The following is a 25762-nucleotide window of genomic DNA, read 5'->3' as shown; positions in this document are numbered from 1 at the left end:
CGAACCCGGCAAAAGAAGAAATCCGTTTTCGGGCTCATTTACAGAAATGAGCCCGAAAACGGATACTACACCTTAAACACCTTACAGCGTGGAATACAGCCAGGCTTGCTGCAGGGCTTTCTGGGCTTCCGTGGCGTTGGGGTCTGGGTTTAACACATGGGCCACATATTCTTCTGAGGGCACCAGTTTGGTTTTGAGCACTTTGGGTTTCACGGTGCCGCTGGCGTCTTTTCTACCTACCACAAGGGTCAAGTCGCTGCCTTCCTGGCCGTTGAGCACGTGTTTGGTGATGAGGTCGGTGGCGTTCTGCAGCGTGATATCTTCGCCGTTGATTTGCCAGAGTTGGTCGCCGGCCTGGTAGCCCAGCTGTTTCCCGAAGGCCGTGACGTTCTCCACGCTGGCCACCATGATGTGCCCAGAGGCCTGGTCGTATCCCAACGTAGGCCTGCCCAACGACAACCTGCGCTGCACGCCGGTGGGCGCGTAAGTTACCCCCACTTTACTGAAAATCTCCTGGTACGGCAGCGGCGTGGCGCCTTCCACGTACAGCCTGAAAAACTCCCTGATTTCTGGGTAGGTGAGGGCCGTGATCTTGTCAAACAGTTCTTCGTCTTTAAACGATTGGTCTTTGCCGTAGGTCTTGCTCAGATCGGCCATCAGGTTCCGGATGCCGTATTTGCCACCTGACAGTTCCCGAAGCCTGATGTCCAGGGCCATGCCCAGCAGCGCGCCTTTCTGGTACACGTTGCCGTACTGTTTCTCATGCTGGTCCAGGGCGCCCAGGCTCAGCTCCGTAAAGGCCAGGTCATCTTTGTATTCCTGTTTAGACGAAATGATTTTGTTGCGCAACTCCGCCAGAAAATCTGGAAACTCCACCAGTTTCTGGTTTACCTGCACGTGGTGGGCAAAGTATTCGGTCACGCCTTCATAGAGCCACAGGTGTTTGGACATTTTAGGGTTGCCGAAATCAAAATTGCCGATTTCCTCTGAGTGGATGTTGAGCGGCGTGACAATATGGAAGAACTCATGCGCCGCAATGTTGCGCACCTGCTCGGCCAGCATAGCCGGGGGCATCTCCGGGAAATAATACACCGACGAATACGAATGCTCCAGCGCGCCATACATGCCCGTGCGGTTGGGTTTGTTGTCAATGTAAATCAGGAACGCGTATTTGTCCACGGGCAGGTCACCGCCCAGGTAGTTTTTCTGCGCCTCCAGAATGGTTTTGATGTTCTGCGCCAGGTTTTGGGAGCGCTTGCCCCCGCCGGCGGCGTAGGTGGAGATGAGCACTTCGGCGCTGCCTACTTTGAGCATGGCCGTGTCTGGCACGCTGTAGAGCATGGGCGAGTCTACCAGGTCATTGTAATTGGCCAAACGGTAGGTGTCTGCGGTGGCGGTGGAAGACGTGGCGCGCAAGGGCGTGGCACCGTAGAAACCCTTCGGTTTGGTTACGGTTACCTCATAGGGCACTTTGGTCATGCCGTCAAAATAGCCGTAAAACCCGTGGTTGTTGAGCAGAAACACCTTGCCATTTTCAATGTCTGTGGCAGCGGGTTCAAACACAATATCTTCTTTTTTAGATGTGTCCCAGGTGTCCTCTACCCAATAGGTGAGCTTGGCCAGTTTCTTGGCTTTCTTTATGCGCCAGCTGTTCTGATTGATGCGTTCCACGGGCAGTTTCTTGCCTTTTTTGTCAAGGGCCACCATGTCATTCACAAACTTCCCGAAGTCATACACTGAGTACGTGCCCGGCACCATCTTGGGGAAATTGTAGATGATTTCGTCCTGGTCAATGTCGGGGGTTAGGAGGGTGACCTGCAGTTTGTCATTTTTTACCTGGGTCAGGTCAATGGAGAACCGGTACCCGCGAGCGGCCGTTTCTGGCTCTGGGTCAGCCTGTGTAGGGAACTGCAACAAAAGGGCCAGGCCCAGCGCTGCCAAAAAGTTTTTACGCATGTTGGAATTGTATGGAATGCTATGAAAACGAAAGTTACCCGTTTTAGGTACGTGCCCAAGATAATTTCCTGGCCACAGGCTCGTTTACACTTCTTCTATAAGTAGCGGGGGGCGTCTAAAACTTACAAAATGGTAGTTTCCGTTTTCGGGCTCATTTACAGAAGCGAAGCCAAAAACGGACTTTTAACTGTTTGAGGCCAGGCCATCACTTTCTCTGCTGTTCGGAGTCTTCCGCAGGGCGACTCCTAACTTTGAATGGAATGGAAGTCTCTGACTTCCTGCCGAATGGCAAATGGCGCTATTGGTGAAATCTATGGTAATTCTTAGCCACCAGAAATACAGGTTGCTCATAACAGAGTTCCTCCAGATTCAGGACTGATGTGAAGTCGCCTTGCGGAAGACTCCCAATAGCGAAGTAGATGGGGTGATTTCCGTTTTCGGCTCCGTTTCCAGAAATGAGCCCGAAAACGGAAACCGCTATGTCAAATGCTGCTGCACAATCTGGCTGAGTTGGTGCGCCGGGACCACGCCTGACTGCCGCCAGACCTGTTTGCCCTGGTGAAAAAGTAACAGCGTAGGTATGCCCTGCACGCGGTATTGCTGCGCCACCGCTGGGTTTTTGTCTACGTCAATCTTGATCACTTTCACCTTGCCGGCGTACTGCTGGGCCACTTGCTGCAGAATGGGCGCCATGGTTTTGCAGGGGCCGCACCAGTCGGCGTAGAAGTCTACCAGCACGGGCATGCCGGGGCTGTTGATTAATTCCTGGAATGATTTTTTCGCCATACTTCCTTTGAATTTCTGGTCCAAGAACCTATACGGGGAAAGCCAGTTCCAGGTGAACTCCATTGCGTATTTCCTTGTCATAAAAATTGGCTTTTTCTGACTTTTTGAGGTGGACGGGTTAGCCCCGCAACGGAACTTTCTGGCCCCACAGAACCTTTACAAAAGGACACTCACCTAACCATTTCCCCCTTGAAAACTTTCCTTTTATCTACCATATTCATTGCCTTGCTGGGTTGCTCTTCGTGCAAAGATCCGGAGGTGCTGGAAGGCCCGGTGACCGCCGTTGAAAAACAGAAAGACCTGTTGGTGTCGGCTACCAAACTGACTACCATTCCGGCCGCGGGCCTAAGGCAGATTGCCGTCTCTAACGGGCAGCCGGAGCTGGCCGCGCAAGTGAAATTTGACGTGGATGTGTACCGCGTGGTGTACCTTACCCAGTACAACGGGCAGGAAATCAAAGCCTCGGGGCTGATGGTGGTACCCTTGAACATGCCGGGCCCGGCACCCATTTTGAGTGCGCACCACGGCACCACCTTTGACCAGAAATACGCGCCCAGCAACTTTCAGCTGAATTCGCTCACTGGTTTTGAGGCTTTTGGGGCGGCGGGCTACCTGACGGTGGTACCTGACTTTATTGGCTACGGCGAGTCTAAGCACATTCTGCACCCGTATTATGACGTGAAACACTCCGGCACCGCCGTGGTAGACATGATCAAGGCCGGTAAATCGTTCTTCCAGAAAAACAACATCAAAGAGTCTGGGGAATTATTTCTGGCCGGTTACTCTGAGGGCGGGTACGTGACCTTGGCGGCGCAGAAGGAAATTGAGGAGAACCCAACCCATGGCCTCACCGTGACGGGCGCCGGGGCTGGAGCCGGAGGCTATGACCTGGAAGGCATGCTGGCCCGCATTGTCTCTGGTCAGAAGTATGACTACCCTGCCAACCTGGCCTTCATTATTCAGGCCTATAACAAAACCTACAACTGGAACCGACCTTTAACCGATTTCTTCCGGGAACCGTACGCCACCCGCATTCAGGAATTGATTGATGGCACACGCACCAGCAGTTCCATCAACAGCGCCTTGTCTTCAGATCCTGCCCAACTGTTCAACTCCACCTTTTTGGCGGCCCTCCGGGGAGCCGGGGAACAGCCTTTGAAAGACGCGCTCAAACGCAATAGTTTGAAGAACTGGGTGCCTAAAAGTCCGGCCCGTCTGTACCACGGCACCGCAGACACCATGGTGCCGTTTGAGAACTCACAGGTAACGGTAAACGCCATGAACGCCGCTGGTGCTACTACGCTCACGTTTGTTCCCATAAAAGGAGGCACGCATTTTAGCAGTCTGGAACCCATGATCAAAGACCTCATTCCCTGGTTTACTTCCTTGAAAAAGAAATAAGCATTTGGATTTTTTCACCACGAAAAAGCCCCGGTTCTTTAGGACAGGGGCTTTTTCCGTTTTCGGGCTCGTTTCTGGAAACGAGCTCGAAAACGGCCATCAACAAGCAGCAAGTAAATTAACTCACCTGCTTCAGTTTGGTGACCACCCACATAGACAGCACCGTGAACACAGACGCAATAATGCCAATGGTACCAAAATGCTGAAGTTTTTGGGTGATAGGGTCATTGGTGATAATAAGGCCCGCAATAAACGCCGCCATGCCAGACGCCAACTGCTGCACCGATGAGTTCACGCTCATGAACGAGCCACGCAACCGCGGTTCAATGCTGGAGGTGATCATGGACATGGCCGGCACAAACCTCGCCCCGAACACAATAAAAAACGCCGTGGTCACCACAAACGCCTGCCAGTGAGGCACCTGGGGCAAGTTGGTCACCACCAGAATAGGAATGATAGAAACCAGCGCCGCCCACATGAACACTTTCTTCTTGCCGTGCTTGTCTGCCAGCTTGCCGGCGTATTGCGAGGTCACCACCGTGGCCAAACCGCCAAAAAGGTAAATGTAACTCAACTCCACTTCGGCAAAGCCCACATTGGCCACCATGTACGGGCTCAGAAACGGCACCACGGTAAACCCGGCCATGGACAGCACCACCATCAGCGCGAAGGCCCACAAGCAGTTGGCTCTGGTGAAAATGGTCTTCAGGTTTTGGGCCGGATGCTGGGGCACGTGGTGCAGCAAATGCGCGCGCATAGACGGCAGCATGCGCCAGGCCAACACCAGCACCAGCAAGCATAGCACGGTCAAAAGGTAAAACGGGGCGTGCCAACTGGCATGGCTGGCCAGATACAAACCCACCGGAATGCCGCCAATAGACGCAATAGAGAACGCCGCCATGACCTTGCCCGTGGCCGCGCCCCGGCGTTCCTCCGGAATAGAATCGCCAATAATGGCCAGCACCAACGCGCCCAGCACGCCGCCAAACGCGCCGGCCAGCACGCGGGCAATAAGCAGAAAAGTGAAGGTAGGCGCCAGCGCGCAGGCAAACGTGCCCAAAGTAAAACCCAGGTACAACACCAGCAGCGCTTGCTTGCGGTCAAACTTGTCAATGAAAAACGCGCTGAGCAAGCCTGAAATGGCCGCACTGAACGTGTACGCTGACACCAGAAACCCAAATTCGCGCGGTGATATGGAGAAAACCCGCATGAGCTGCGGGCCCAGGGGCATCATGATCACAAAGTCCATGATGTGCGTGAATTGTATGGCGGCCAATATGAACAGCAACCAACTTTCACGCAGGGCGTGCGGGGAAGACGGCAAAGAAGTAGCGGAAGACATGTGGGTTGTGGAGCGAGGGGAAAGTGAAAACTACCCAAGCCTTACGCGGCCGTTACCAAGAGGTTTCTGCCGGCAAAAAGCGTGAGGGCGCAAAAGTAAATAAATCACATGGGTAAAACCCAAACCACTGGCTTTCTGTTTAAAATGAACCAACATTCCTGTGACCACTGGTGGCGAAGAAAAAGAAAAACGCGGCTTTCCCTGCCTCAGACCCCGTCTGCGCCCTGTGCGGCCGCGAGGTAGGGTTCACCACCCTGCACCATTTAATTCCTAGGGAGGAAGGCGGGCGGCACGGGCCCACCGCCCCATTGTGCCAACCTTGCCATAGTACCATCCACCTCACCTTCACCAACAAAGAACTGGCCGTGCTCTACAACACCCTGGAGAAACTCCGGCAAGCCGAAGACCTGCAGAAATATTTGCTTTGGGTAAAGACTAAACGCCTTGACAGAATCTCCAACCGTCGCAGGAAAAGGTAAGGCAATGCTTCCGTTTTGGGGCTCATTTCCAGAAATGAACCCTAAAACGGAAGGATTTAAAGCTTCGGAATCCGCTGATTATTAAAATATTAGTGGTTATTCTGCGCTTTTGATATTAAAGTAAATACAATGCTTTGAAAAATGCAAAAAAATGAAAGAATCCTCTCTTGATGTACACTTGGCAAGCCCCTATCTTTCGAATTATTTTATTGTTAATGAACTAGCGTCTTTCCGGCTCCCCCCAACCAGATGGCAACGCATTGAACAGTTGTTCTTTCGCCATGGTACAGATTGCCCAGAATTTCTTTTACGAGCTTGCCGTAGACCCCGTTAAAAACAGGATATACTTTAAGGTATTTGGGTCTTGGTCAAAGGAAAAGGATGTGCCGCTTTACGTTGAGCACTGGAAACAGGCCCTGGCCCTGGTAAAGCCGGGCTTTTCCTTGCTTTCTGATATCAGGGAAGGCCGGGAATACGGGGTAGGCGTGCGTGCGCTCCATCTGCGCGTGCAGAAAATGATTGTGGCCGCCGGTCTTTCGCAGGTAGCCGAAGTCCATACCTTGAATGAGCCCGCCAGCGAACAAGCCATTGACCTGGCCCATGAAAGCAATCTCCCGCTCAACATTTTTGACAGCCTAGAAGACGCCGAAGCCTGGCTCGCCGAGGTTTCCTGAGCCGGCCCCAGGAAAACCTTCACCCCATTCTGCGTACATATAGGGAAACGTAGTGCTTTCTGTGATTTGTTAGTAGCTTAGCAAGCCATCACTGTTCGGCACGTACCAACCATCCCTGCTATGAAAAAGATTGTTTGCCCCGTAGATTTCTCCAAGACCTCCAACAGAGCCGCTGAGTACGCGGCCCACATTGCCCAACACACCGGCGCCTCGCTCACCCTGCTGCATGTGCTGCACCTGCCCATCATGGACACCTCTGAGTCGGCCATGATGGCCAGCCAGGTACTGGACGAGCAGCGCCGCACCGCCACAGACAAACTGCATTCCCTGTCGCTGCACCTGCAAGGCCTGTTTGGCGAAACAGGCGGGGCCCGGTACGTCACCGACTCCAAGGTGCAGGAGGCGTTTCTGGCAGATGCCGTGGAGCGCATGGCCCTGGAAGAAGGCGTTGATTTTGTAGTGCTGGGTACCACCGGCGGCGGCAACAGGCTAGAGGAAATCTTGATTGGCAGCAATACTGAAAGCGTGATCCGTCAGGTGAAATGCCCGGTGCTGGCTATTCCGGCCAATGCCATGTTCCCCAGCATCCACCGCATTGTATACGCCTCAGATTACCAGCCAGAAGATTCAACGGCTTTGCGCCAGGTATTAGAATTGGCCGCTGTGTTCCAGGCCGAAGTGGAGGTGGTACACGTGAGCAAAAGCGCTGATGCCGAGTCTGCGAACCAAGCCCAAACCTTTATGGAGCGCCTGCGGCAGGATCTGGGTGAATCTGCCATCCGGTTCCAGCAAATTGTGCACGAGGAAGAAGACGCCGGCCTCAAAGAATATCTAAGCAATACCCAAAGCAACATGCTGGCCATCTTGAAAAAACGCCGCAATTTCTTTAAAGACCTGTTCACCATGAGCCTGGCCGAGAAATTGACCTACCAAACCAAACTTCCGCTGCTGGTACTCCACGCTGACCAGGACTAAAGATTTTATGGCATCTGCTCCTGAAGCCGCCGCGCCGGCGCGGTGGCTTAAAGTTCTGGCCTTTGGGGCTATCTATATTATCTGGGGTTCCACGTACCTGGCCATTTTCATCGCCATTGAAACGTTGCCGCCGTTCCTCATGGCGGGGCTTCGGTTTTTGCTGGCCGGGGTGGCCTTGTATGCGTTCGCCCGGTTATCTGGTACGCCTGCGCCCAAAATTATTCATTGGAAAAGTACGGCCCTCATTGGCGCGTTGCTCTTGCTAATTGGCAACGGGGCCGTAGTCTGGGCCGAACAGCGGGTGGCCACCGGCATTGCCGCGCTGTTGGTGACCACTGTGCCTTTGTGGGTGGTGCTGTTGCAATGGTGGGGGCCTGCTCACAAGAAACCCACCTTGGGTGTGGTGCTGGGTTTAGCCATTGGCTTGGCCGGCATGGTAGTCTTGGTGAGCCCCTGGGAAATTAGTGGCGGCATTGATCTTTGGGGCGGCGGGGCCATCTTTTTAGCTGCCGGGGCCTGGGCTATGGGTTCTCTGTATTCGGCTTCGGCCCAGTTGCCTGCTTCTCCAATTTTAACCACCGGCATGCAGATGCTCTGCGGCGGCGCGCTGCTGCTGCTCACGGGCACCCTTACCGGCGAATGGCAAACCACCAATTGGTCTGAGGTAAGTGAGCGGTCTTGGTGGGCATTTGGGTATCTGGTGGTGTTTGGTTCTCTGGTGGCTTTTACCGCCTACAGTTGGCTCACCCGGGTGGCGCCGCCTGCGCAGGTTTCTACCTACGCGTATGTGAATCCCGTGATTGCCGTCTTGTTGGGTTGGGGCTTCGCGAAGGAAGAAATAACCAGCCAAACCTTGATTGCGGCCGCCTTGCTCGTAACGGCAGTGGCCTTAATTACCCTAAAGGCGAAGCGTTAAATTCTGTAGCCACCCTTCGGTAAACCTTAGTTCAATAACGGATTACCTTCTGCTTCTCCATCCGTTTTCGGGCTCATTTCCAGAAATGAGCCCGAAAACGGAAAAGTGTGTCCTTCCTTTAAAAGGTACAATCTTACATCTGAGGCCGAAGGATAAACCTCCGGCTGTTCTCTCCATTCCCTTACTTTTTACACCGCACAGACTTTGCAGGCTGCTTTTCCTTGTGATTTCGCTTGGGGAGCTGTGATGGACTTGGAGCCGCTTTTGCAACGCTTGAGGGAGCGACAGTTCTGGTCAAGGTGGTAGATATTGGAGCCAGTGCAGATAAACGCTTTGCCAGATTTGTTGGTGATGGTGGCGGTGCCCGAGTTGGCTTTTTTAGGGAGGCTGGCCTTGGCCGCCGCCGAAGCAGTTTTCCGGTTTTTCCTGAATTCCCAGGGAGCCACCGGGGTTGGGCCAGCCCAGAGGCCTCTTTTTTGGGCGCGGGCTTCCAGTTCCAGTTGGGCCAACGCCTGGTCTTTGGAATAAGCGGTGTAATGCCAGGCATAGCCTTGTTTTACCAGTTCATGATTCAGGCTTCGGCCATCGGGCAGCAGAATGTCGCCCACGGTACGGCCGTAACGGTCAATGTCGCGCACCACCAGTTCCACGTATTTCCCAAAGGCCAGGTCAGAGGCGAACTCCCGGGCCCGCGTGCCGTAATCCTGGTTTTTCTCCGGCGCGTCCACGCCTTGCAGCCTGACCGTGAGTCCTTTGCCGTCTTTCAGAATTTCAATGGTGTCGCCGTCCTTGATCCCGATGACTCTGTACTGGTTTTCCTTGGGAGCATTTTCTTCTTTTTTCTGCGCCTGCTGGCAACCCAGCAACAGAAGCGTGAGCCATAACCAGAAAATATCAGTAGTCTGCGGGAAGAAGCGTGCCATACATCAATACGTAAGAGTTTGTTTCTGACGAACGGAGGCGTCGTAACGTTTTGAGCCTCTGTTATTAAAAATATTTTGCCCGTCAGAAAAAAAATGGGTTCAGTGGATTTTCCCTTAAAATTAACACTTTCCGAATTAGGCATCCCGCTAAGGCTCCTTTTCTTTTAAAATAGCAATCAGATATCTATAGTGTTTCCAATATATAAATAAAATAATTTAATAATGGTAATATGTAGGGAGTTTGAGTGATTAACTCATACCAAGTTCATTTGAAATTTGTGAATTCTTCAACATCTTGAAAGGAAATGAAACAAATTTACTTCCTGTAAAAATGACGAAACTCTCAAAAATTCCCTTCATTTTATTGGTGGCCGTGGTGGTGCTGGCCCTGGCGTTCCCCTCAGCTTCCGGAGTAGCGAAAGCCTATGACCTAAACCAAGCCGATACCGCCTGGATGCTGACCGCCGCCGCGTTGGTGCTGATCATGACGCCGGGCCTGGCCTTTTTCTACGGGGGCATGGTCAACCGCAAGAATGTCATCTCCACCATGCTGCAGAGTTTTATTTGCATGGCGCTGGTGGCGGTGGTGTGGGTGGTCTTTGGCTTCAGCCTGGCCTTCGGCGATTCTATTGGCGGTGTCATTGGCGACCCAAGCACGTTTTTCATGATGCGAAACGTATTGGACGGTGCGCCCTGGGCCCTGGCACCCACTATTCCGCTGGCCTTGTTTGCCATGTTTCAATTGAAGTTCGCCATCATCACGCCGGCGCTTATCACCGGGGCCTTTGCCGAACGCATTAGGTTCACGTCTTACACGGTGTTCATCTTGTTGTTTTTTGTGTTCATCTACGCGCCCCTGGCCCATGCCACCTGGCACCCAGAAGGCCTGCTGTTTAAATTGGGCGTGCTGGATTTCGCGGGCGGAACGGTGGTGCACATGTCGGCGGGCTGGGCGGCGCTGGCTTCTGCCATCTGTTTAAAACGGCGGCACAAGGTGAGCCATTCACCGGCCATGGTCACCTTTGTGCTCCTGGGCACGGGGCTGCTGTGGTTTGGATGGTTTGGGTTCAACGCGGGCTCTGCCATGGGCGCGAATACGTTGGCCGCCACCGCGCTGGCCACCACCATGACTGCTTCTGCCGCCGCCGCCTTGGCCTGGATTTTCTTTGATGCCGTGAAAGGAAAGAAACCCAGCGCCTTGGGCACCTGCATTGGGGCCGTGGTGGGTTTGGTGGCCATTACGCCGGCGGCCGGTTTCGTGTCATTGCCGCATTCTCTGGTGATTGGCGTGGTGGCCGCTGTGATCAGTAACCTGCTGGTTGATTATAGGTCCCGGACTTCTTTAGATGACACCCTGGATGTGTTTCCGTGCCACGGGGTGGGCGGCATGGTGGGCATGTTGCTCACGGGTGTGTTCGCCAGCAAAAATGTGAACCCCGCTCTCACCGAGCAAGGCTTGTTCTTTGGGGAAACCCGCCTGTTTCTGGTGCAGTTGGGTGCCATGATAGGTGTTTCTATTTTCGCGTTTGCAGGTTCCTGGGTGCTGCTCAAGGTAACTAACCTTATCTCGCCGTTACGCGTGTCTATGGAGGAGGAAGCCCTGGGGCTTGACTTATCGCAGCATGATGAAAAAGTGTGACGTTTTCGGGCTCATTTCCAGAAATGAGCCCGAAAACGGGATTTTAAGAATCATCATCTGGCAAGTGTTCTAAGTCATTTAAATCTTTGTGTCTGGCGGCTGCTTTTTTATTCAGGCGAAGGTCATTTAAGTGAATTAAGGCAATATGAACACCTTCCAATTCAATCTCCATTCTGTTAGGATACGCCTCAGCAAACGTAACACCAGAAATGTGATTCATGATTTCAATCTGAGAAGGGGGAGAACCGATGTCAAAAACAGTCATTTCTGCAAAGTTCATAGTTAACAAGGGCGAGGCATCATAGCCGAACGCATCAATTGCTTTTACCAGATGTAAGGCATTTTCATTAGACGGTTCTACCCAGATGTCCATATCACCTGTAGTGCGCGGGTATCCGTGAAAGTTCACGGCGTAGCCACCAACTAATAAATACCGTACCTGATGCTCCTGGAGCAACTGTAAAAACTGAAGAAAATGCGCATCAAATAACTGCATATAATCTATTTGGCTGCTTGCGCATTTTTACGGGCAAAGAATTCTTCAAGTGTTTCATGTTCTTCTTTCACGAAGATTCTGGTCACCTTAATAGGTTGAGGATTGGCCTGTGCATAATAAGCATGGTACACTTTTCTGTTAAGCCGAAATGCTTCAGCCAGCCTTTCACTGTAACTTTTAGTCTGCCAGTAGGCACGCTGGTCGTCTTGCTGCGCGTGGGTGGAGAAGTTTATCTTCGGTTTCATGTTGTGCAACTTAAAGTAATACAACTGATTATTTGATGGTAGTTTATAAATTACACCACCACGCCATAACCCAGCACTCTAATAGCGCTTCGGCCAGCGGCTAGTTTCTCCACCACAATCTGCGTGCTGATGCGTTCTTTCAAGGCTTCTACGTGCGAGATGATGCCAATCATTTTGCCGCTGGCCTGCAGGCTTTCCAGCGCGTCCATGGCAATGTCCAAGGTGTCAGCGTCCAGTGTCCCGAAGCCTTCGTCAATAAACAACGAATGAATCTGCGTTTTGTGGCTGGCCAAGTCAGAGAGTCCCAAGGCCAGGGCCAAACTCACTAAAAAGCTTTCGCCGCCAGACAGGGAATTGACAGATCGCACGGCATCGCCTTGGTAGGTGTCCACAATCTGCAGTTCCAGTTCATGTTCGCCGCTTTTCAAGATGCGGTAGCGGTCATTGAGGCGGTGCAGGTGGCGGTTGCCCAGTTCTACCAGGCGGGCCAGGGTGAGGCTTTGGGCGTACTTGCTGAACCGTTTACCATCTGAGGAGCCAATGAGCGCCGCCAGCCGCTGCCACCGCTCGGCCTCGGTTTTCTGGGTGCCCAGTTGCTGGGTGAGTTGCCGGTGTTTCTCGCGGAGCTGCGTGTCTTGCTGCAGCCTGACCTGCACCCGCGTGTTCTGGGCCAGTAATTCCTTTTTCTCTTCCTCCAGGGCCAGAATCTGCGGCACCACCTCCTCCAAAGTTAGTTCTGTGAGGTGGCGCGCTTTTTCAAGGGTCAGTTCTGCGGATGTTTCCTGCAGGCTGTGTTCCAGTTGGGTTAAGGCTTTTTGCAGTTGCTCCTGCTCCATTCTTAGTGCCCGGGCCTCCGCCTCTGGCAATAAGATAGCCTGTAAGTCGGTCAGCGCTTGATAGCCCAGCGGTTGTATCTGGTGCAGCAGTTGTGCTTCCTGCGCGGTCTGGCTTTGGGCGTTGGCTTGATGTTCTTTGGTTTTGTCTGACAGCCGCGCGATGAGTTGGTTTACATGGGCCTGTTCTTTTTGTAGTTCGGCCTCAGCTTTTTGCAGGGCCTGACCGGCTTCTTGCAGGGCTTGTTGCAAGCGCTGCTTTTCTTGCTGAGGTTGAAGGTCTGCCGGTAACAGTTGGTGACGCTGGTCTGTCAGTTTCTGTAAGTGTTCCTGCGAGGTGCGCACCAATTGCTGGCGTTGCTCCAGTTCTTTTTGCTTTTCACCTTTGGTGGTAGAACCATTCTCTACCTGGTTTTTGGCGGTCAGAAATTTCTCGCGTAACGCTGCTTGCTGGGCTTTTTTCTGCTCAAACGTTTGACGACGCGTTTCCAGCAGGGCCATTAATTCGGCACCGTTGGTTCCAGTGTACGTAAGGCCATACGTGGCAAAAAAGCCACGCACGGTACCGGAGACCACTTGTTCCTGTTCGGCCAGATCTACCAATTCCTGCTGCAGGCGGTTTAATTGTATTTGCGCGGCGCTGCGTTTTTCCGTGGAAATTTCCAGGGCATGTCTTAGTTTCTGTTCCTCAGACAGCAGATGTTGCTCCTGCTGGCGAGCCTGTTCGGTTTTGGCGCGTTGGCTCCGGATGCCCTCCAAGGTGGTGGTGGCTTGCTGCAGTTCGGTTTTACGCGCGTTCCAGTAAAGGTCAATGGTGTCTGCGCTGGCAATTTGGTGCGCCAGGTCCAGGGCGGTGTTCACCTGCTGAAACTGCTGGAGCAACTGCTCTGCGTTAGTAGCCAATTGCGCGGCTTTCTCCTGGGTGTGCTGCTCCGCCACTTCCAGTTTATGGATGGCCGCGGCCAGGTTGCGTTCCTGCTGGTCATATTGCTGCACTACTTTTTGCTGGGCCTGCAGGTTCTGTTCGGCGGCTGAGAGCGTGAGGGGCTGATGCGCCTCCACAAACGGATGGTGCAAAGCGCCGCACAACGGGCACGGTTCTTCTGGCTGAAGCTGAGCCCGGGCATCTTCGTATTTCTGGATCTGGCGTTGTAAATCTACAATCTGCTGCAGGTCTTTCTGTTTGTCAAGGGCCTGGGCGTACAGCACCTGCGTTTCCGCGAGGGCTTTGCGCTGGGCATGCAAATCTCCCGTGGTGCGGGCTAGTTGGGTTTGCAGGGTTTGCCGCTGTTCCTCTAATTGCACGTAAGCCTTGCTCAGATGCAACTGTTTCTCCAGCTGGCTGCACACCGATGGAAGGCTGTGGCAAAGTTGTTCCAGCGCTTCGGGTTCCTGGCCCTGCAAGGCTTGTTGCATTTGTTTCTGCAGATTCTGCAGCAGGTCGCGGTGTTGTTGCAGGGTATTTTGGGTGGCGGCTAATTTGGTTTGCAGCGCGCTGGCGTTTTTGGCCTCATTTTCAGAAATGAGCCCGAAATCAGCTTTTTCCTGCTGAAACTTTTGCTTAAGAACTCTGATCTCACGCAGGCTGCGGGCTTCGGCTTTGAGTTCCGCGAGGCTGTTGGTTAATTCCTCGTCTTGCTGGTTGGCCAGCAGCCAGGTAGCCAGTTGCCCTTGGGCCTGCTCCACTTCCTGCAGCAGTATTTGTTGTTGTTCTAAGGTGGAGGTAAGTTGCCGCACTTCTTTCTCCAGTTGCTCGGCTACCTGCCGGTCTTTACCGAACTGCTCTTGTTGCGCCGCCAGTTTTGAGTCTAGCTGCAACACCTGGTCCAGGCGGGGCTCGGCGGTCTTGAGCGTTTCCTGGCCTAGGGCGTGTGCCTGCGCCGCGGCTTCAGAAGAAGTAGCGAGCTGTTGCACCAGTTCTTTCTGCGCGGGCAATTGTTCCTGCAGTTGCTGAACGGTCTGGTGGAGTTCCTGGCCATGGCGTTGCACCTCAGAAAGCCTGGCCAGCGCGGCCTGAAACGGTTGGGCCTCGTCATGCCGCGCAAGGCGGTCACGCGATGGTTGCCAGGCCAGTTCCTGGGTTTTGGCTTGGGTGAGTTGCTGGGTTAAGGCACTTTCTTTCTGCTGAAGTTTCTCCAGTAGCTGCAGCCAGGTCTGTTGCGCCTGGTGCCGCAGGAGTTGGTGGTGGGCCAGGTCGGCGTTGGCTTGTATGGTGGCGGCTTCCTGCTCCAGGGCGGCGCGCTCTTCCTCTGGCAGTAATTGGTCGGCTTGCAACAGGAGCTGCAAATCCAGGAGTTTCTGTTTTTCGGCCTTGGCTTTCTCAAACGCGGCCATGGAAATCTGGGAATAGATGCGGGTGTCGGTGAGTTTCTCTAGGAGTTCGCTGCGCTCGTTTTCGTTAGCTTTGAGAAACCGGGTGAAATCGCCTTGGCTGAGCATCACTGACCGCAGGAACTGTTGAAAGTCCAGGCCGCAGAGGTCTATGATACGCTGTTTGGTTTCGGTGAGCCTACTTTCCAGCACTTCCTGGGTGGCCGCGTCTACGAGTTCCATGGCGGGCGACTGCAGCTTGCCGTCTGGTTTGCTGCGGCTGCGCCAGAGGCTCCATCGCGCCCGATAAGTTTTCTCCTGGGCTTCAAACTCCACTTCAGACCAGCACTCGCCGGTGTGGCGCGTCATGATTTCGGCTACGTCTTTGCCGTGGCGCGGCACCTGCCCGTACAAGGCCACCGTGATGGCGTCTAGAATGGTGGTTTTGCCGGCGCCCGTGGGCCCGGTAATGGCAAACAGGCCGCTCTCGCTCAGCGGCGGTTCATTAAACTGAACGTGGTGCTCGCCCTGCAGCGAGTTGAGGTTGAAAAAACGGACGGAAAGTATCTTCACGGGAGTGGCGCGTTGCGGGAAAGTAAAGATAGCAGGTTTTGGGGAAGGGGAGGAGGGCGACTTTTCCGTTTTCGGCCTCATTTCTGGAAATGAGCCCGAAAACGGAAGATTCAGGTGGGCAAGCCACTAGAAAACTGTGGTGTCTAACAGAATGTCTAAAACCAGAGATTCAAAGATTGTCCACGGGCGGGCCTGTTTGGTTCTGGTACCGTGTTAACCGGTTAACGGGAGAGCATATACCCTAGAAACTCCCCCAGACGCTTGCCGCCCTGGTAAATGAAAAAGGAGGACAGCAAGATTAAGCCAAGGGTAATCAGGCGTCGGCGCGAAGAGAAAAAGTGGGCCATGCTATTTCCTGGAAAAAGTGTTGGCCATAAGTTTGAACGCCGTTAGGTTGGTGTCAAAATCACCGGAGGCAGAGCCTACCATAATGTAATATTCGCCGTTGGTGTCAAAGAGAATGACTTGGTACACCAGTTCCTGCTGCCCTTTTTGGTCTTTTCCATCAGCAATGATTTCATAGCCTGGTAATTGGCCAATGGTCACGGGGTTGGTTTCCTTGATGACAGAAGTACTGCCATTGGGTAATTTCATGAGTCGGTTCACACTGAAGGCTTTCTGGTCTTGTACCGTGGCCGGGCCTAAAGAATTGGCTACTATAAAAGAGGCTTGGTCTGGGGAAGCAGTAGGGGTTTTGCCGTCTTTTGTGAAAATAAGGGTACCCGCCAAACCAGTGGAGAATTTAAAAGCCGTGCCCGCCGTGGCCACCTGAAATTTAACTGCTTCTTCGGCTTGCGGGTCTTGGTCCTTCACATACATGGCCGTTAAAAGCGCTGTCTTTAGTTCGTTTTCTAAGCCTTTGCTTTGCTCCGGAAACATGCTGTTGATAATGATTGATTTTTGGGCATCGCCAAAAAGAAGCATCAGTTTGATATAGGTAAGGCCGTTGGCTTGCTGGCTCACTTTGTACAGCGTGGCTTTAGCGCCTTGGTGGTCAACAGTTTGTTTGTTCAGCAACACCATACCACGGGTTTTCAGGTTGTCGGCGGTAAAACCAGTCATCAATTCCTGCACGGGGCCTTCTAACTCCGTCACCATGATAGACGCGCCGGTGGCTTCCTGCTGAAAACCTGGGTAATTGGTGGCTTTGATGAAACCCGCCGGCGGTGTCATTTTTATCTTTGTTCCTGGTACGGGCACCAAGCCAGAAATTGTCTGGCCAAATGTTAAAAACGAAATAAATAAGAAGGGGAATAAGAGCTTAAATTTCATAAGGAATAAAATGTCTTCTAAAGATACGGATTACTGTAATTCCATCGCTATCTGGCAATCTTGCCTTTTCTGTTTTCGGGCCCATTTCTGGAAATGAGCCCGAAAACGGGAAATTCAGGTGGGCGTCTTCAGCTTAGAAGGAACTGGAGCAAATCATTCAGGCACCTTATAAGTTAAAATAGCAGGTAATGGTGCTTTTCTTCTATTGTGGTATTTAAAAGGGTATTTGGGCATTGGTGCATCTAAAATGCAGGAAATCCGTTGAAGCCTACAGTTGTGGCACATAAGATTGCAAATATCCTATATACGCCTTTCGGCCTGGTTTCTATTTTTTGAGGAACACCCAGAAACAGAGTTTGGCACGCAAGTTGCAAGTAGGGTATTCAAGAAACTTAGAGTGTTGTTTCAATATAAACTGAACGTGTTATGAAAAAGCTAAGTGTAGTATTCAGCGTAATGTTCTTGGTATCTGTGTTGTTTAGCGTAGGTGCCCAGGCCCAGGAGAAAAAGAAATGGAGCCCACAGGCCAAAGGCGCTGTGATTGGAGCTGGTACCGGGGCTGCGGCAGGTGCCATCATCAATAAAAGAAATAGAGTAGTAGGTGGTGTGGTAGGTGGCGTGGTTGGTGGAGCCGCCGGTTACGGAGTTGGTAAAATCATTGACAACAAGCAGAAGAAAAAAGCCGCTGAGGAGCAAGCCGAGTTTAACAGACAAGTAGCTGCTAACCGGGCGTATGCCTACAGCTCTTCTAACAAATCTGCCGGTTCCAGCCGTAAAGCGTCTGCCACCAAAGCTGCCGCTGTGGCCGCTGCCCCCGCTACCATGGCCTATACCGGGTACACTGCCGGTCAGCCACAGATCATGAGTATGTCTAACCTGTCTTTCTTGCCCAACGAGCATTACGGTGACTACTCAAAACCATATGCTTCTTCTGAGTACAGAAGAAAGAGCTGGTAAGTAAACAGGAGCCCCCAAAGAAAAAGCCCAAGCCCTGTGTTTGGGCTTTTTTTCGGACCCGATTTAAAATATTTGAAACTCCTAATATTCAAATGGAGTATGTGTGTACAAACCCTAATCCTGAATCTATGAAACCGTATTTGTTAATGTTAGCCGTGGTGGCTCTGCTTTCTTCCTGCACCAAGGTTGATGACCAGAAACAAGCCGTGAACGTGAGCCAGTTGAACCAGACCTTCATTGGCGCCTGGAACAGCCGCAACGCCACCCAATTAGATACCCTGTTAGCTGAAGACGTTCATTTTGTGCAAGGCGAAGTCCATTACAGCGGTAAGTCTGAAGTCTCCAACAAGTGGGTGCGTGAGACCCTGGGCACCATTGAAAACCTGCGCATCTCGCCGGTAAGTTCTGGCATAGATGAGAACATAGCCTTTGAGGGCGGAACCTTCACCGTAGATGTGTTGCCCGCTGACCGCCAATTGCCCCGCGGCGAAGGCGAAGGGAACTTCCTCCTCCTCTGGAAAAAGAATGACAAAGGTGCCTGGAAACTGCACTATGCCCAGTTAGAAGACCACCCGGTGCAAGTGAAAAGATAGTCTGAAAGTCTGGCCTTCGGCCGAAGTAAATAGTTCTGAAAAGGGCAGTGACCACATGGTCACTGCCCTTTTTCTTTATGAGATTTCTAAGTTCCAGCTCAAAGGTGTTTGCTGAAAAGATTGAGTTCATCTGCGCTGGGGTTTAGCCTGATTATCTTCTCCCAACCCATGCCCAGTTTGCCCAAAAGCCGTACAGAACGTTCATTGTGCAAGGTGGTCACCGCATAAATAGTAGCGAAATGGAACGCAGCATGGGCATGTTCTAAGACTGCCTGCGCTGCCTCTAAGGCAAATCCCTGGCTCATGTGCTCCGGCAGAAACGCAAACCCCACATCTGGAAACGCCAACTGTTCCCGCTTCACCAATCCGCAGACGCCCAATACTTTTTCAGAGGCTTTCTCCACCACCGCATACAAGCCATACCCGTTCAACAGGTAACTGGTTTTGGGGCCTTCCTGAATGTAGGTTTTAGCGGCGTGTTCGGTTCTTATGCCTTTGTCCCCAATAAATTCCAGCCACCCCGGCGAGTTGACCAAGGCTAAAATAAACGCAGCATCTCCCTCGTCTAACTGGCGTAATTCTAACCGGTCTGTCTGCAATATATTCATGAAAAAGGTGCTCTTACAATTGATGGTAAGTGATAAATTGAAATTGCTGGTTTAAGGTTTTATGGATCTTTTGTATAAGCCCAAAAACAAGAACCAGGGAGCCGCAGCGGCCAACACATGTTTCAAAGCGTGGCCACTCATGAGTTGCCCGGTAAAGGCAAAAATTTCCTGGTCAAACGTCTCCAGAACTTTCGCCAGGGCGTAGGCCAGAACCACATACCACGTGTAGGCATTGGTGCTGAACGGCGATTTGAACAGCAGGAGAATCAGCGGGGTCAGGAGAATGGGCAGAAACTGCACCAGCACGTAAAAGCGCAAATCGCCGTGGCCGTCCTGCTCCGTAACATACCAATACCCTACTGAAAGAAGGCCCAGCACTACCAAAGGAACCAGCAGCCGTTGGCCAGCTTTCAGGTGAATGTATTCGCTCACCACCACAGAGAAAAAGCCCATAAAGGCAATGGTCATGGGCAAGCGGTCCCAGAGCAGGGTGTGGTTGTCTGGAGCCAGGTGGTAATACGCCGAGCCCAGCCCAGTGAAAAAAATGCCTGCAAAGAAGAGTTGATACCCCGTTTTGGTGCCTTTCATCAGCCCTTTGGGGTTGCCTTGGTATAAGCGCATGACACAGTATAAACCCACTACCATGAAGGGCAGGTTAGACAACACATTCCAGAAATTGGGAATGCCAACGTGCGTCTGCCCATCGGCGAAGGCATGGTAGGCCAGGTCCTGCGGAATGGGATCTACCAAGAAAACACCCACCACGGCCGCTGTCACCAGTAAGAGCAAAACCCCAATTTTCTGGTAGCGGTGCGGATCAAAAACGGTCATGGAAGTTAGGTGAAGGGGGCTGAAAGCGAATGCAGTTCCCAAAATAGGCGTTCTTCCTGACTTTAGAAAACCGGCCAAGTTCCAATTGTTCCGCTGAGTCAGCAAAATGTAGGTGCATTTACTTCGGCACGCTTTGCATGAAGGTTTTTATTTGCTTGTATCTGGGGTTCCAGGTCCAGAAAAACTGGAGAATCATGGGAATATGGTGCTTGCCTTTCTGCAGATGATATACCGGGGCGGGGTTAAAGGCTTTGGCCTCGGCTAGAAACCGGGCGGTGCTTTTTTGAATGGAAGGATACGTTTTGCCACCCATGTACACCAGCATAGGCACCATGTTTTGGTGAAAGTGGAACAGCGGCGTGGCGTCTTTCCAGTTGGTAGAATCAGCGGTGAAGGTTTTGAGATACGTGTGGCCGGCGCTAAATTTTGCTTCGTGCAAATACCCGTGCATGTCCAGGCCTGCCGCATCAATTAAAACCAAGCCTTTCACCAGCCGCTGGGCCGCCACGGTGTCTTGCCGCAACCCCACCAAGGCCGCCAAATGCCCACCCGCCGAGTGTCCCGATAAGAAAAGTTGGTTGGCGTCTGCGCCGTATGAGCCAATGTTTTGGCGGGTCCATTGCACCGCGTTCCGGACGGCCGTTTCCATCTGCTGGTAGTTGGCGCCGGGGCTCAACGGGTAGGAGATAATGACAGCGGTGATTTTTTTCCGGGCCAGGCGCTTGCCCAGAAATTTGTACAGGTTTTTGTTGCCCGAATTCCAGTTTCCGCCGTGCACAAAAATAAGAACCGGGCTGCGTTCCGGCGTTTTTTTGGGTGCATACACGTCCAGTTTCTGGGCTTCGGTGCCTTTAGACAGATTGACCGGCTGGTAGGTGATGTCTCTGGTGGTAGTCACCCGCCTGAACGCACAGCCCGACAATTGCCCTACTGCCATGAAAACCAGAAGAAGACGAAAAAAAGAAAAATTCCGCATTGTTATTTTCAAAGTCTGAGAGCACATACGGCGCCCATGGTGTTTTAGCTTTTCTGTTTTGGGCCTCGTTTCCAGAAATGAGCCCGAAAACGAAAAAGCCCAGTCCCTTCTCACTCTGGGAGAAGGTTAGGATGAGGGTGTATTCTTATTACTTCTCGCGAGAGATTCCAGACTCGCCGTTCAACAAAGATAAAATCTTTATCTACCGCTAAACTTGCGGGAGGAGCTATTTAGAACAAAGGTTTACTCCCTCAACCTAACCCTCTCCCAGGGGGAGAGGGGATTTTTTTCTTTCCGTTTTCGGCTTCGTTTTCAGAAATGAGCCCGAAAACAGAAAAGCCAGCCTCTAGGTTAGAAGCTGGCTTTTTGGTTGAAAATATGTCCGAATAAAATTTTTAAAAATTACGCGTCGGCTGTCTCCAAACTGGACATGTCAATCACGAAGCGGTATTTTACGTCGCCTGCCAACATGCGGTCATAAGCGGTGTTGATTTGGGCGATGTTGATGACCTCAATATCTGAGAGAATGTTGTGCTCGGCGCAGTAATCCAGCATTTCCTGGGTTTCTTTTATACCGCCAATTAAAGAACCGGCAATACTTCTTCTTCCAAAAATCAAGGTACCTGCGTGCAGTTCAGGTGCCTCCGGCGGAACGCCCAGCAGAATCATGGTACCGTCGCGCTTGAGTAAACCGGCGTACATGTCCAAACTCACTTTAGCCGACACGGTATTAATGATGAAGTCAAAATACCCGCGCACTTGCTTTAGGGCTTCTTGGTCTTTGGTTACCACGAATTTATGCGCGCCCAATGCCTGCGCATCTGGTTCTTTGGAGGGTGAAGTTGAGAGAACGGTCACTTCGGCGCCCATGGAAGCGGCCAGTTTCACGGCCATGTGGCCCAATCCGCCCAAACCTACCACGGCTACTTTATGCCCTTGGCCCACGCCCCAGTGGCGCAGCGGCGAAAACGTGGTGATACCGGCACACAGCAGCGGCGCTACACGGGCTAAATCCTGGTCTTCGCGCACTTTCAATACGAATTTCTCTGATACCACAATCTGGTTGGAATAGCCACCGTACGTTGGGGTATCCATGCCTTTTTCTGGACTGTTGTAGGTGCCCGTGAAGCCGTTCTCGCAGTATTGTTCCAGGCCGTCTGAGCAGCTGGGGCAAGATTGGCAGGAGTCCACCATGCAGCCCACGCCGGCCACTTCGCCCACGCTGAAATTTTTGACGTGCTCGCCCACTTTCACAATGCGGCCCACAATTTCGTGGCCCGGCACCACAGGGTAATTGGCGCCGCCCCATTCGCCTTTGGCGGTGTGCAGGTCTGAGTGGCACACGCCGCAGAACAGAATCTGGATCATGACATCATGCGGACCCACGTCGCGGCGGTTGAAATTATAGGGCGCCAGCGGCGAATTAGGGTCAAACGCGGCGTATCCTTTGGATTCGATCATAGTATTTTAAGATTTGATTGAAGTCTAAACCTTAAAATACGGCAAGTGTTGCTGTAAGATTTAATCTATTTTTATTTCTTACTTGAAAACGATGTAAATGCCTGATTTTCAAATGATGTCAGCCAGGAAACCAGCGGATTTGACTTTCCTGTTTTTGGCTTCATTTCCAGAAACGAGCCCTAAAACGGAAGTTTGCTCAAGTCCGCGTTTCCGCCGGAGAGAATGACGCCCACTTTCTGCCCTTGATAGGCTTCTTTCTCCCGCAGCAAAGCTGCAAACGCCACGGCGCTGGAAGGCTCCACCACCACTTTCAAACGTTCCCAGATCAGTTTCATGGACGCTGTGATTTCCTCTTCGTCCACCCGTATAATTTTGGTCACGTGATTTTTGATGATAGGAAAATTGATGTCGCCTAATTGGGTTCTCAGGCCGTCTGCGATGGTGTTGGTGGTGTTATTTCCCTCAATCTTCCCGCTCTGCAAAGACCGGTACGCGTCATCCGCACCAAACGGTTCGCCGCCCACTACCTGGCAATTCTTCCCGAAGTAGTGCGCTGCCAACGCCGTACCCGCAATCAGACCGCCGCCGCCCACCGGGGAGAAAATAGTTTGAAGTTGTGGTTGGTCCTCCAGCAGTTCCAGCGCAGCGGTTCCCTGGCCAAGAATTACGTCCAAATCATTGCTGGGATGGATGAAAAAAGCGCCTTTCTCCTGCTGCACCTGCGCCGCCACTTGTTCCCGCGCTTCGGGTGTAGATTCGCACTCAATGATTTCGCCGCCATAGCCGCGCACCGCGTATTTCTTTACCTGCGGCGCATTCTGGGGCATGACAATGTAGGCTTTCACGCCCACGCTCTGCGCCGCCAACGCCAATGCCTGCGCAAAATTTCCCGAGGAATGCGTGACTACGCCCTTCGCTTTTTGCGCGTCAGATAATTGCAACACCGCGTTCATGGCTCCGCGCATTTTAAAAGCCCCCATCCGCTGGAAATTCTCGCATTTGAAAAAGACCTCCGCGCCTGCAATTTCATTCAGTAATCTGGACGTGAGGACGGGAGTTCGGTGAATGTAGGGTTGAATTCGTTGGGCGGTGGCGGTGAGGTTTTGCGGGGTCATGGTAGTGGAGGTTTTTGCAAAGGAAGGAAATTGTGAGGATGTGGGGAAGGAGTTTTGCGCAGATTAGATTTCAGTATGAGGTAATTTTTAGCAAGTGTCTTTATTTGTAAATTGTCCTTATGTATTCATCCGTTTTCAAGCTCTATTTTCAAAATGGAGCCCGAACCATAATTCGTAGAGACCAGGCACCGCCTTGTCTCTTGCGCTTGCACTTCGCAAATGCCGCTTGCGCGAAAGACCTCGTAGTGTGCGCAGCTCCTACGAGTGTCTCTGCCCATTCCCGTTTTCCTCGCCGTTGTTGGTGTTCTCACCAACGACCAAGACTGCCCTTCACTAAAGCAGCTTATACTTTTTAGACTTGAATAGTCCTACCCTTTAGGGCCGGATTCTTTTAAGGATGCGGTTCAAACCAGCAATCACAGATAATTCATGCTTCGCCAATCTGAAGATTGGCGGTCCTATTATTCGAAGAGCGCTTCCGCTAACTCTTCGCATAACTATGAATAATTCTGAAATCAATAGACCCGTGCTTTAGCTCGGGTTTCGCATATTTTGCCTGCATTCCCGTTTTCGCTCCTATTTCCAAAACAGAGCCCAAAAACGAAGCGCCACTTCTGGGAGGTGGCGCTTCTGTGTGTGTGTTAAAAGAAACTTAGTATGGCTTTGCTTCGTGTGATTTTTCCTGGGCAGCGTCCACGCCTTCCTTGGGCGAGGTGGCACCAATGGGGCCTTTGTCGTCTTTGGCTTTGGAAGTGGCGGCCAGGCCTTCGCGCACGCGGCGGCCGTAGTCTTCATCGGCTAGCGTGAAGTGCTCCACCATTTTGTCCTGAATACGTTTGTCGGCGGTAGCCAGGGTGTTGACCAGGTTGTTGATCAAGTCATCGCGCTCCCAGTCTTCAAAGTTGCGATACGTTTCGCCGGCTTGTTTGAAGTCATTGGTGCGGTCAATTTTGGCCCGAACTAAATTCGCTTCATAGCGCGGCTCGTAGTCTTTGCCAGGTTTAGGCGCTTCTACAATGTTGCCCAGCGTGGACGGTTCATAGTTGATGTGCGCGTTCTGGCCTTTCCCGAAGTCTGTGTGATACGACATCTGGCCGCCGCGTTGGTTGGTGACTACCTGGTTTTTGGGCGCGTTGATGGGCAGTTGCAGGTAGTTGGGGCCCACACGGTAGCGCTGCGTGTCTGAATAAGAGAAGGTTCTGCCCTGCAGCATTTTGTCATCTGAGAAATCCAAACCGTCCACCAAAACCCCGGTCCCGAAGGCTACTTGCTCCACCTCGTTAAAGTAATCCACGGGGTTGCGGTTCAAGACCATCTTGCCCACGGGCAGGAACGGGAATTGGTCCACGGGCCAGAGTTTAGTGTCATCTAGCGGGTCAAAGTCCAGTTCCGGGTGTTCGTCATCAGACATAATCTGCACGCACAGTTCCCATTCTGGGTAATTCCCTTCTTTAATAGCCTCAAACAAATCTTGGGTGGCGTGGTTGAAGTTCTTGGCTTGAATGGCTTCGGCTTCTGGCTGGGTGAGGTTTCTGATGCCTTGTTTGAGCGGCTCCCAGTGGTATTTCACCAGCACGGCTTCACCATCAGCATTCACCCATTTGTACGTGTTCACCCCGGAACCCTGCATCTGGCGGTAGTTAGCCGGAATACCCCACGGCGAAAACAGGAAGGTGGCCATGTGCGTAGATTCAGGCGTGTTGCAGATGAAATCAAAGATGCGCTCGCCGCTCTGGATGTTGGTCACCGGGTCTGGCTTCTGCGAGTGAATCAGGTCCGGGAATTTCATGGCATCGCGTATGAAGAAAATCTTCAGGTTGTTGCCCACCAAGTCCCAGTTTCCGTCTTCGGTGTAGAACTTCACCGCAAACCCGCGCGGGTCACGCAACGTCTCAGGGGAATGCGTACCGTGGCCTACCGTAGAGAAACGAACAAAAACCGGCGTCTCTTTCCCTTTTTCCTGGAACAGCTTGGCGCGGGTATATTTAGAAATGTTTTCGTCGCCCACTTTTCCGTAGGCCGTGAACACGCCGTGCGCACCGGCACCGCGGGCATGCACCACGCGCTCAGGAATCCGTTCGCGGTCAAAGTGACTGATTTTCTCAATGAAGTGGTAATTCTCCAGCACCGCCGGCCCGCGGTTGCCAATGGTCCTGATGTTCTGGTTGTCAGTGACCGGATGGCCCTGGCGGGTGGTCAGGTTCTGTTTTTCACCGGTGCCGTCGCCGGGTTGGTTGGGTGATTGGTCTTTTTCGTTTACCATAGTTTGGGTGGGTTAAGAGGTTGAATCGTTTTGTATGTAACAGCGGAGCAGGCACAATCTGAAATACTAGCGTTCCACTGGAAATTTTACAGTCACTCGTTTAATTTATACTCAAAGGTGCGGCCTTTGTTGTTATCG

At 52.3% G+C, this 25762-nt stretch carries 23 protein-coding genes; 8 read left to right on the top strand and 15 right to left on the bottom strand.

Annotated elements, in window-relative coordinates; all coding sequences use genetic code 11:
* Nucleotides 1-81: 81 nt before the first annotated feature.
* Nucleotides 82-1956: a peptidase M61 gene (locus IMY23_RS07135; RefSeq protein ID WP_192821421.1), complete on the bottom strand. Its 1875-nt coding sequence runs from the start codon at nucleotides 1954-1956 to the stop codon at nucleotides 82-84.
* A 477-nt stretch (nucleotides 1957-2433) separates the two neighbouring features.
* Nucleotides 2434-2823 (bottom strand): thioredoxin, encoded by a 390-nt coding sequence (trxA, locus tag IMY23_RS07130; protein ID WP_370589835.1) that lies wholly within the window; start codon nucleotides 2821-2823, stop codon nucleotides 2434-2436.
* Nucleotides 2824-2931: 108 nt separating this feature from the next.
* Here trxA and IMY23_RS07125 point away from each other — a divergent pair, with 108 nt between their 5' ends.
* Nucleotides 2932-4143, top strand: coding sequence for an alpha/beta fold hydrolase (locus IMY23_RS07125; RefSeq protein ID WP_192821420.1), 1212 nt, complete (start codon nucleotides 2932-2934; stop codon nucleotides 4141-4143).
* 118 nt (nucleotides 4144-4261) lie between these two features.
* Here IMY23_RS07125 and IMY23_RS07120 read toward each other — a convergent pair whose 3' ends face one another.
* Nucleotides 4262-5485: an MFS transporter gene (locus IMY23_RS07120; protein WP_192821419.1), complete on the bottom strand. Its 1224-nt coding sequence runs from the start codon at nucleotides 5483-5485 to the stop codon at nucleotides 4262-4264.
* 170 nt (nucleotides 5486-5655) lie between these two features.
* Here IMY23_RS07120 and IMY23_RS07115 point away from each other — a divergent pair, with 170 nt between their 5' ends.
* The 4 genes from IMY23_RS07115 to IMY23_RS07100 all read left to right on the top strand — a co-directional run bounded on the left by IMY23_RS07115 (nucleotide 5656) and on the right by IMY23_RS07100 (nucleotide 8529).
* Nucleotides 5656-5964, top strand: coding sequence for an HNH endonuclease signature motif containing protein (locus IMY23_RS07115; RefSeq protein WP_192821418.1), 309 nt, complete (start codon nucleotides 5656-5658; stop codon nucleotides 5962-5964).
* 281 nt (nucleotides 5965-6245) lie between these two features.
* Nucleotides 6246-6638: a hypothetical protein gene (locus IMY23_RS07110; RefSeq protein WP_192821417.1), complete on the top strand. Its 393-nt coding sequence runs from the start codon at nucleotides 6246-6248 to the stop codon at nucleotides 6636-6638.
* Between the two features lie 120 nt (nucleotides 6639-6758).
* Nucleotides 6759-7613, top strand: coding sequence for a universal stress protein (locus IMY23_RS07105; protein WP_192821416.1), 855 nt, complete (start codon nucleotides 6759-6761; stop codon nucleotides 7611-7613).
* A 7-nt stretch (nucleotides 7614-7620) separates the two neighbouring features.
* Nucleotides 7621-8529: an EamA family transporter gene (locus IMY23_RS07100; protein ID WP_192821415.1), complete on the top strand. Its 909-nt coding sequence runs from the start codon at nucleotides 7621-7623 to the stop codon at nucleotides 8527-8529.
* Between the two features lie 188 nt (nucleotides 8530-8717).
* Here the strand turns inward: IMY23_RS07100 and IMY23_RS07095 are convergent, their stop codons facing one another.
* Complete coding sequence (locus IMY23_RS07095; protein WP_192821414.1) at nucleotides 8718-9452, bottom strand: thermonuclease family protein; 735 nt, start codon at nucleotides 9450-9452, stop codon at nucleotides 8718-8720.
* 331 nt (nucleotides 9453-9783) lie between these two features.
* Between IMY23_RS07095 and IMY23_RS07090 the strand changes: the two genes are divergently transcribed.
* Nucleotides 9784-11091, top strand: a complete 1308-nt coding sequence (locus IMY23_RS07090; protein ID WP_192821413.1) for an ammonium transporter — start codon at nucleotides 9784-9786, stop codon at nucleotides 11089-11091.
* Nucleotides 11092-11134: 43 nt separating this feature from the next.
* On the opposite strand, the gene IMY23_RS07085 is transcribed toward IMY23_RS07090, so the two are convergent.
* The 5 genes from IMY23_RS07085 to IMY23_RS07070 all read right to left on the bottom strand — a co-directional run bounded on the left by IMY23_RS07085 (nucleotide 11135) and on the right by IMY23_RS07070 (nucleotide 16721).
* Nucleotides 11135-11587, bottom strand: a complete 453-nt coding sequence (locus IMY23_RS07085) for a DUF6036 family nucleotidyltransferase (RefSeq protein ID WP_192821412.1) — start codon at nucleotides 11585-11587, stop codon at nucleotides 11135-11137.
* A 5-nt stretch (nucleotides 11588-11592) separates the two neighbouring features.
* The gene (locus tag IMY23_RS07080) at nucleotides 11593-11832 is read right to left on the bottom strand and encodes a hypothetical protein (protein WP_192821411.1); all 240 of its coding nucleotides are present in this window, start codon (nucleotides 11830-11832) and stop codon (nucleotides 11593-11595) included.
* 50 nt (nucleotides 11833-11882) lie between these two features.
* Complete coding sequence (locus tag IMY23_RS07075; protein WP_192821410.1) at nucleotides 11883-15548, bottom strand: SbcC/MukB-like Walker B domain-containing protein; 3666 nt, start codon at nucleotides 15546-15548, stop codon at nucleotides 11883-11885.
* A 221-nt stretch (nucleotides 15549-15769) separates the two neighbouring features.
* Entirely contained in the window at nucleotides 15770-15895 is a 126-nt protein-coding gene (locus IMY23_RS20130; protein ID WP_255430340.1) for a hypothetical protein, read from the bottom strand.
* Between the two features lies 1 nt (nucleotide 15896).
* Nucleotides 15897-16721 carry a hypothetical protein gene (locus IMY23_RS07070; protein WP_192821409.1) on the bottom strand — a complete coding sequence of 275 codons (825 nt, stop codon included), beginning with the start codon at nucleotides 16719-16721 and terminating at the stop codon, nucleotides 15897-15899.
* Between the two features lie 525 nt (nucleotides 16722-17246).
* On the opposite strand from IMY23_RS07070, the gene IMY23_RS07065 reads away from it, so the two are divergent.
* Both IMY23_RS07065 and IMY23_RS07060 read left to right on the top strand, forming a co-directional pair.
* Complete coding sequence (locus IMY23_RS07065) at nucleotides 17247-17777, top strand: YMGG-like glycine zipper-containing protein (protein WP_192821408.1); 531 nt, start codon at nucleotides 17247-17249, stop codon at nucleotides 17775-17777.
* 128 nt (nucleotides 17778-17905) lie between these two features.
* The gene (locus tag IMY23_RS07060; protein WP_192821407.1) at nucleotides 17906-18370 is read left to right on the top strand and encodes a DUF4440 domain-containing protein; all 465 of its coding nucleotides are present in this window, start codon (nucleotides 17906-17908) and stop codon (nucleotides 18368-18370) included.
* Nucleotides 18371-18468: 98 nt separating this feature from the next.
* Here the strand turns inward: IMY23_RS07060 and IMY23_RS07055 are convergent, their stop codons facing one another.
* The 6 genes from IMY23_RS07055 to IMY23_RS07030 form a co-directional block, all read right to left on the bottom strand.
* Complete coding sequence (locus IMY23_RS07055) at nucleotides 18469-18978, bottom strand: GNAT family N-acetyltransferase (RefSeq protein ID WP_192821406.1); 510 nt, start codon at nucleotides 18976-18978, stop codon at nucleotides 18469-18471.
* 51 nt (nucleotides 18979-19029) lie between these two features.
* On the bottom strand, nucleotides 19030-19809 hold the full coding sequence (locus tag IMY23_RS07050) for a ceramidase domain-containing protein (protein ID WP_192821405.1): 780 nt from the start codon (nucleotides 19807-19809) through the stop codon (nucleotides 19030-19032).
* 118 nt (nucleotides 19810-19927) lie between these two features.
* Nucleotides 19928-20746: an alpha/beta hydrolase gene (locus IMY23_RS07045; RefSeq protein ID WP_192821404.1), complete on the bottom strand. Its 819-nt coding sequence runs from the start codon at nucleotides 20744-20746 to the stop codon at nucleotides 19928-19930.
* A 441-nt stretch (nucleotides 20747-21187) separates the two neighbouring features.
* Nucleotides 21188-22246 carry an NAD(P)-dependent alcohol dehydrogenase gene (locus IMY23_RS07040; RefSeq protein ID WP_192821403.1) on the bottom strand — a complete coding sequence of 353 codons (1059 nt, stop codon included), beginning with the start codon at nucleotides 22244-22246 and terminating at the stop codon, nucleotides 21188-21190.
* A 179-nt stretch (nucleotides 22247-22425) separates the two neighbouring features.
* A complete protein-coding gene (locus tag IMY23_RS07035) occupies nucleotides 22426-23361 on the bottom strand; it encodes a pyridoxal-phosphate dependent enzyme (protein WP_192821402.1) in 936 nt (311 codons plus the stop codon).
* Between the two features lie 652 nt (nucleotides 23362-24013).
* Nucleotides 24014-25624 (bottom strand): catalase, encoded by a 1611-nt coding sequence (locus tag IMY23_RS07030; protein ID WP_192821401.1) that lies wholly within the window; start codon nucleotides 25622-25624, stop codon nucleotides 24014-24016.
* Nucleotides 25625-25762 lie beyond the last annotated feature (138 nt).

The sequence above is a fragment of the Rufibacter sp. LB8 genome (genome assembly GCF_014876185.1).
Lineage (GTDB): Bacteria > Bacteroidota > Bacteroidia > Cytophagales > Hymenobacteraceae > Nibribacter.
Note: the sequence above shows the minus strand (reverse complement) of the source record. Positions and strands in the feature narration are given on the sequence as shown.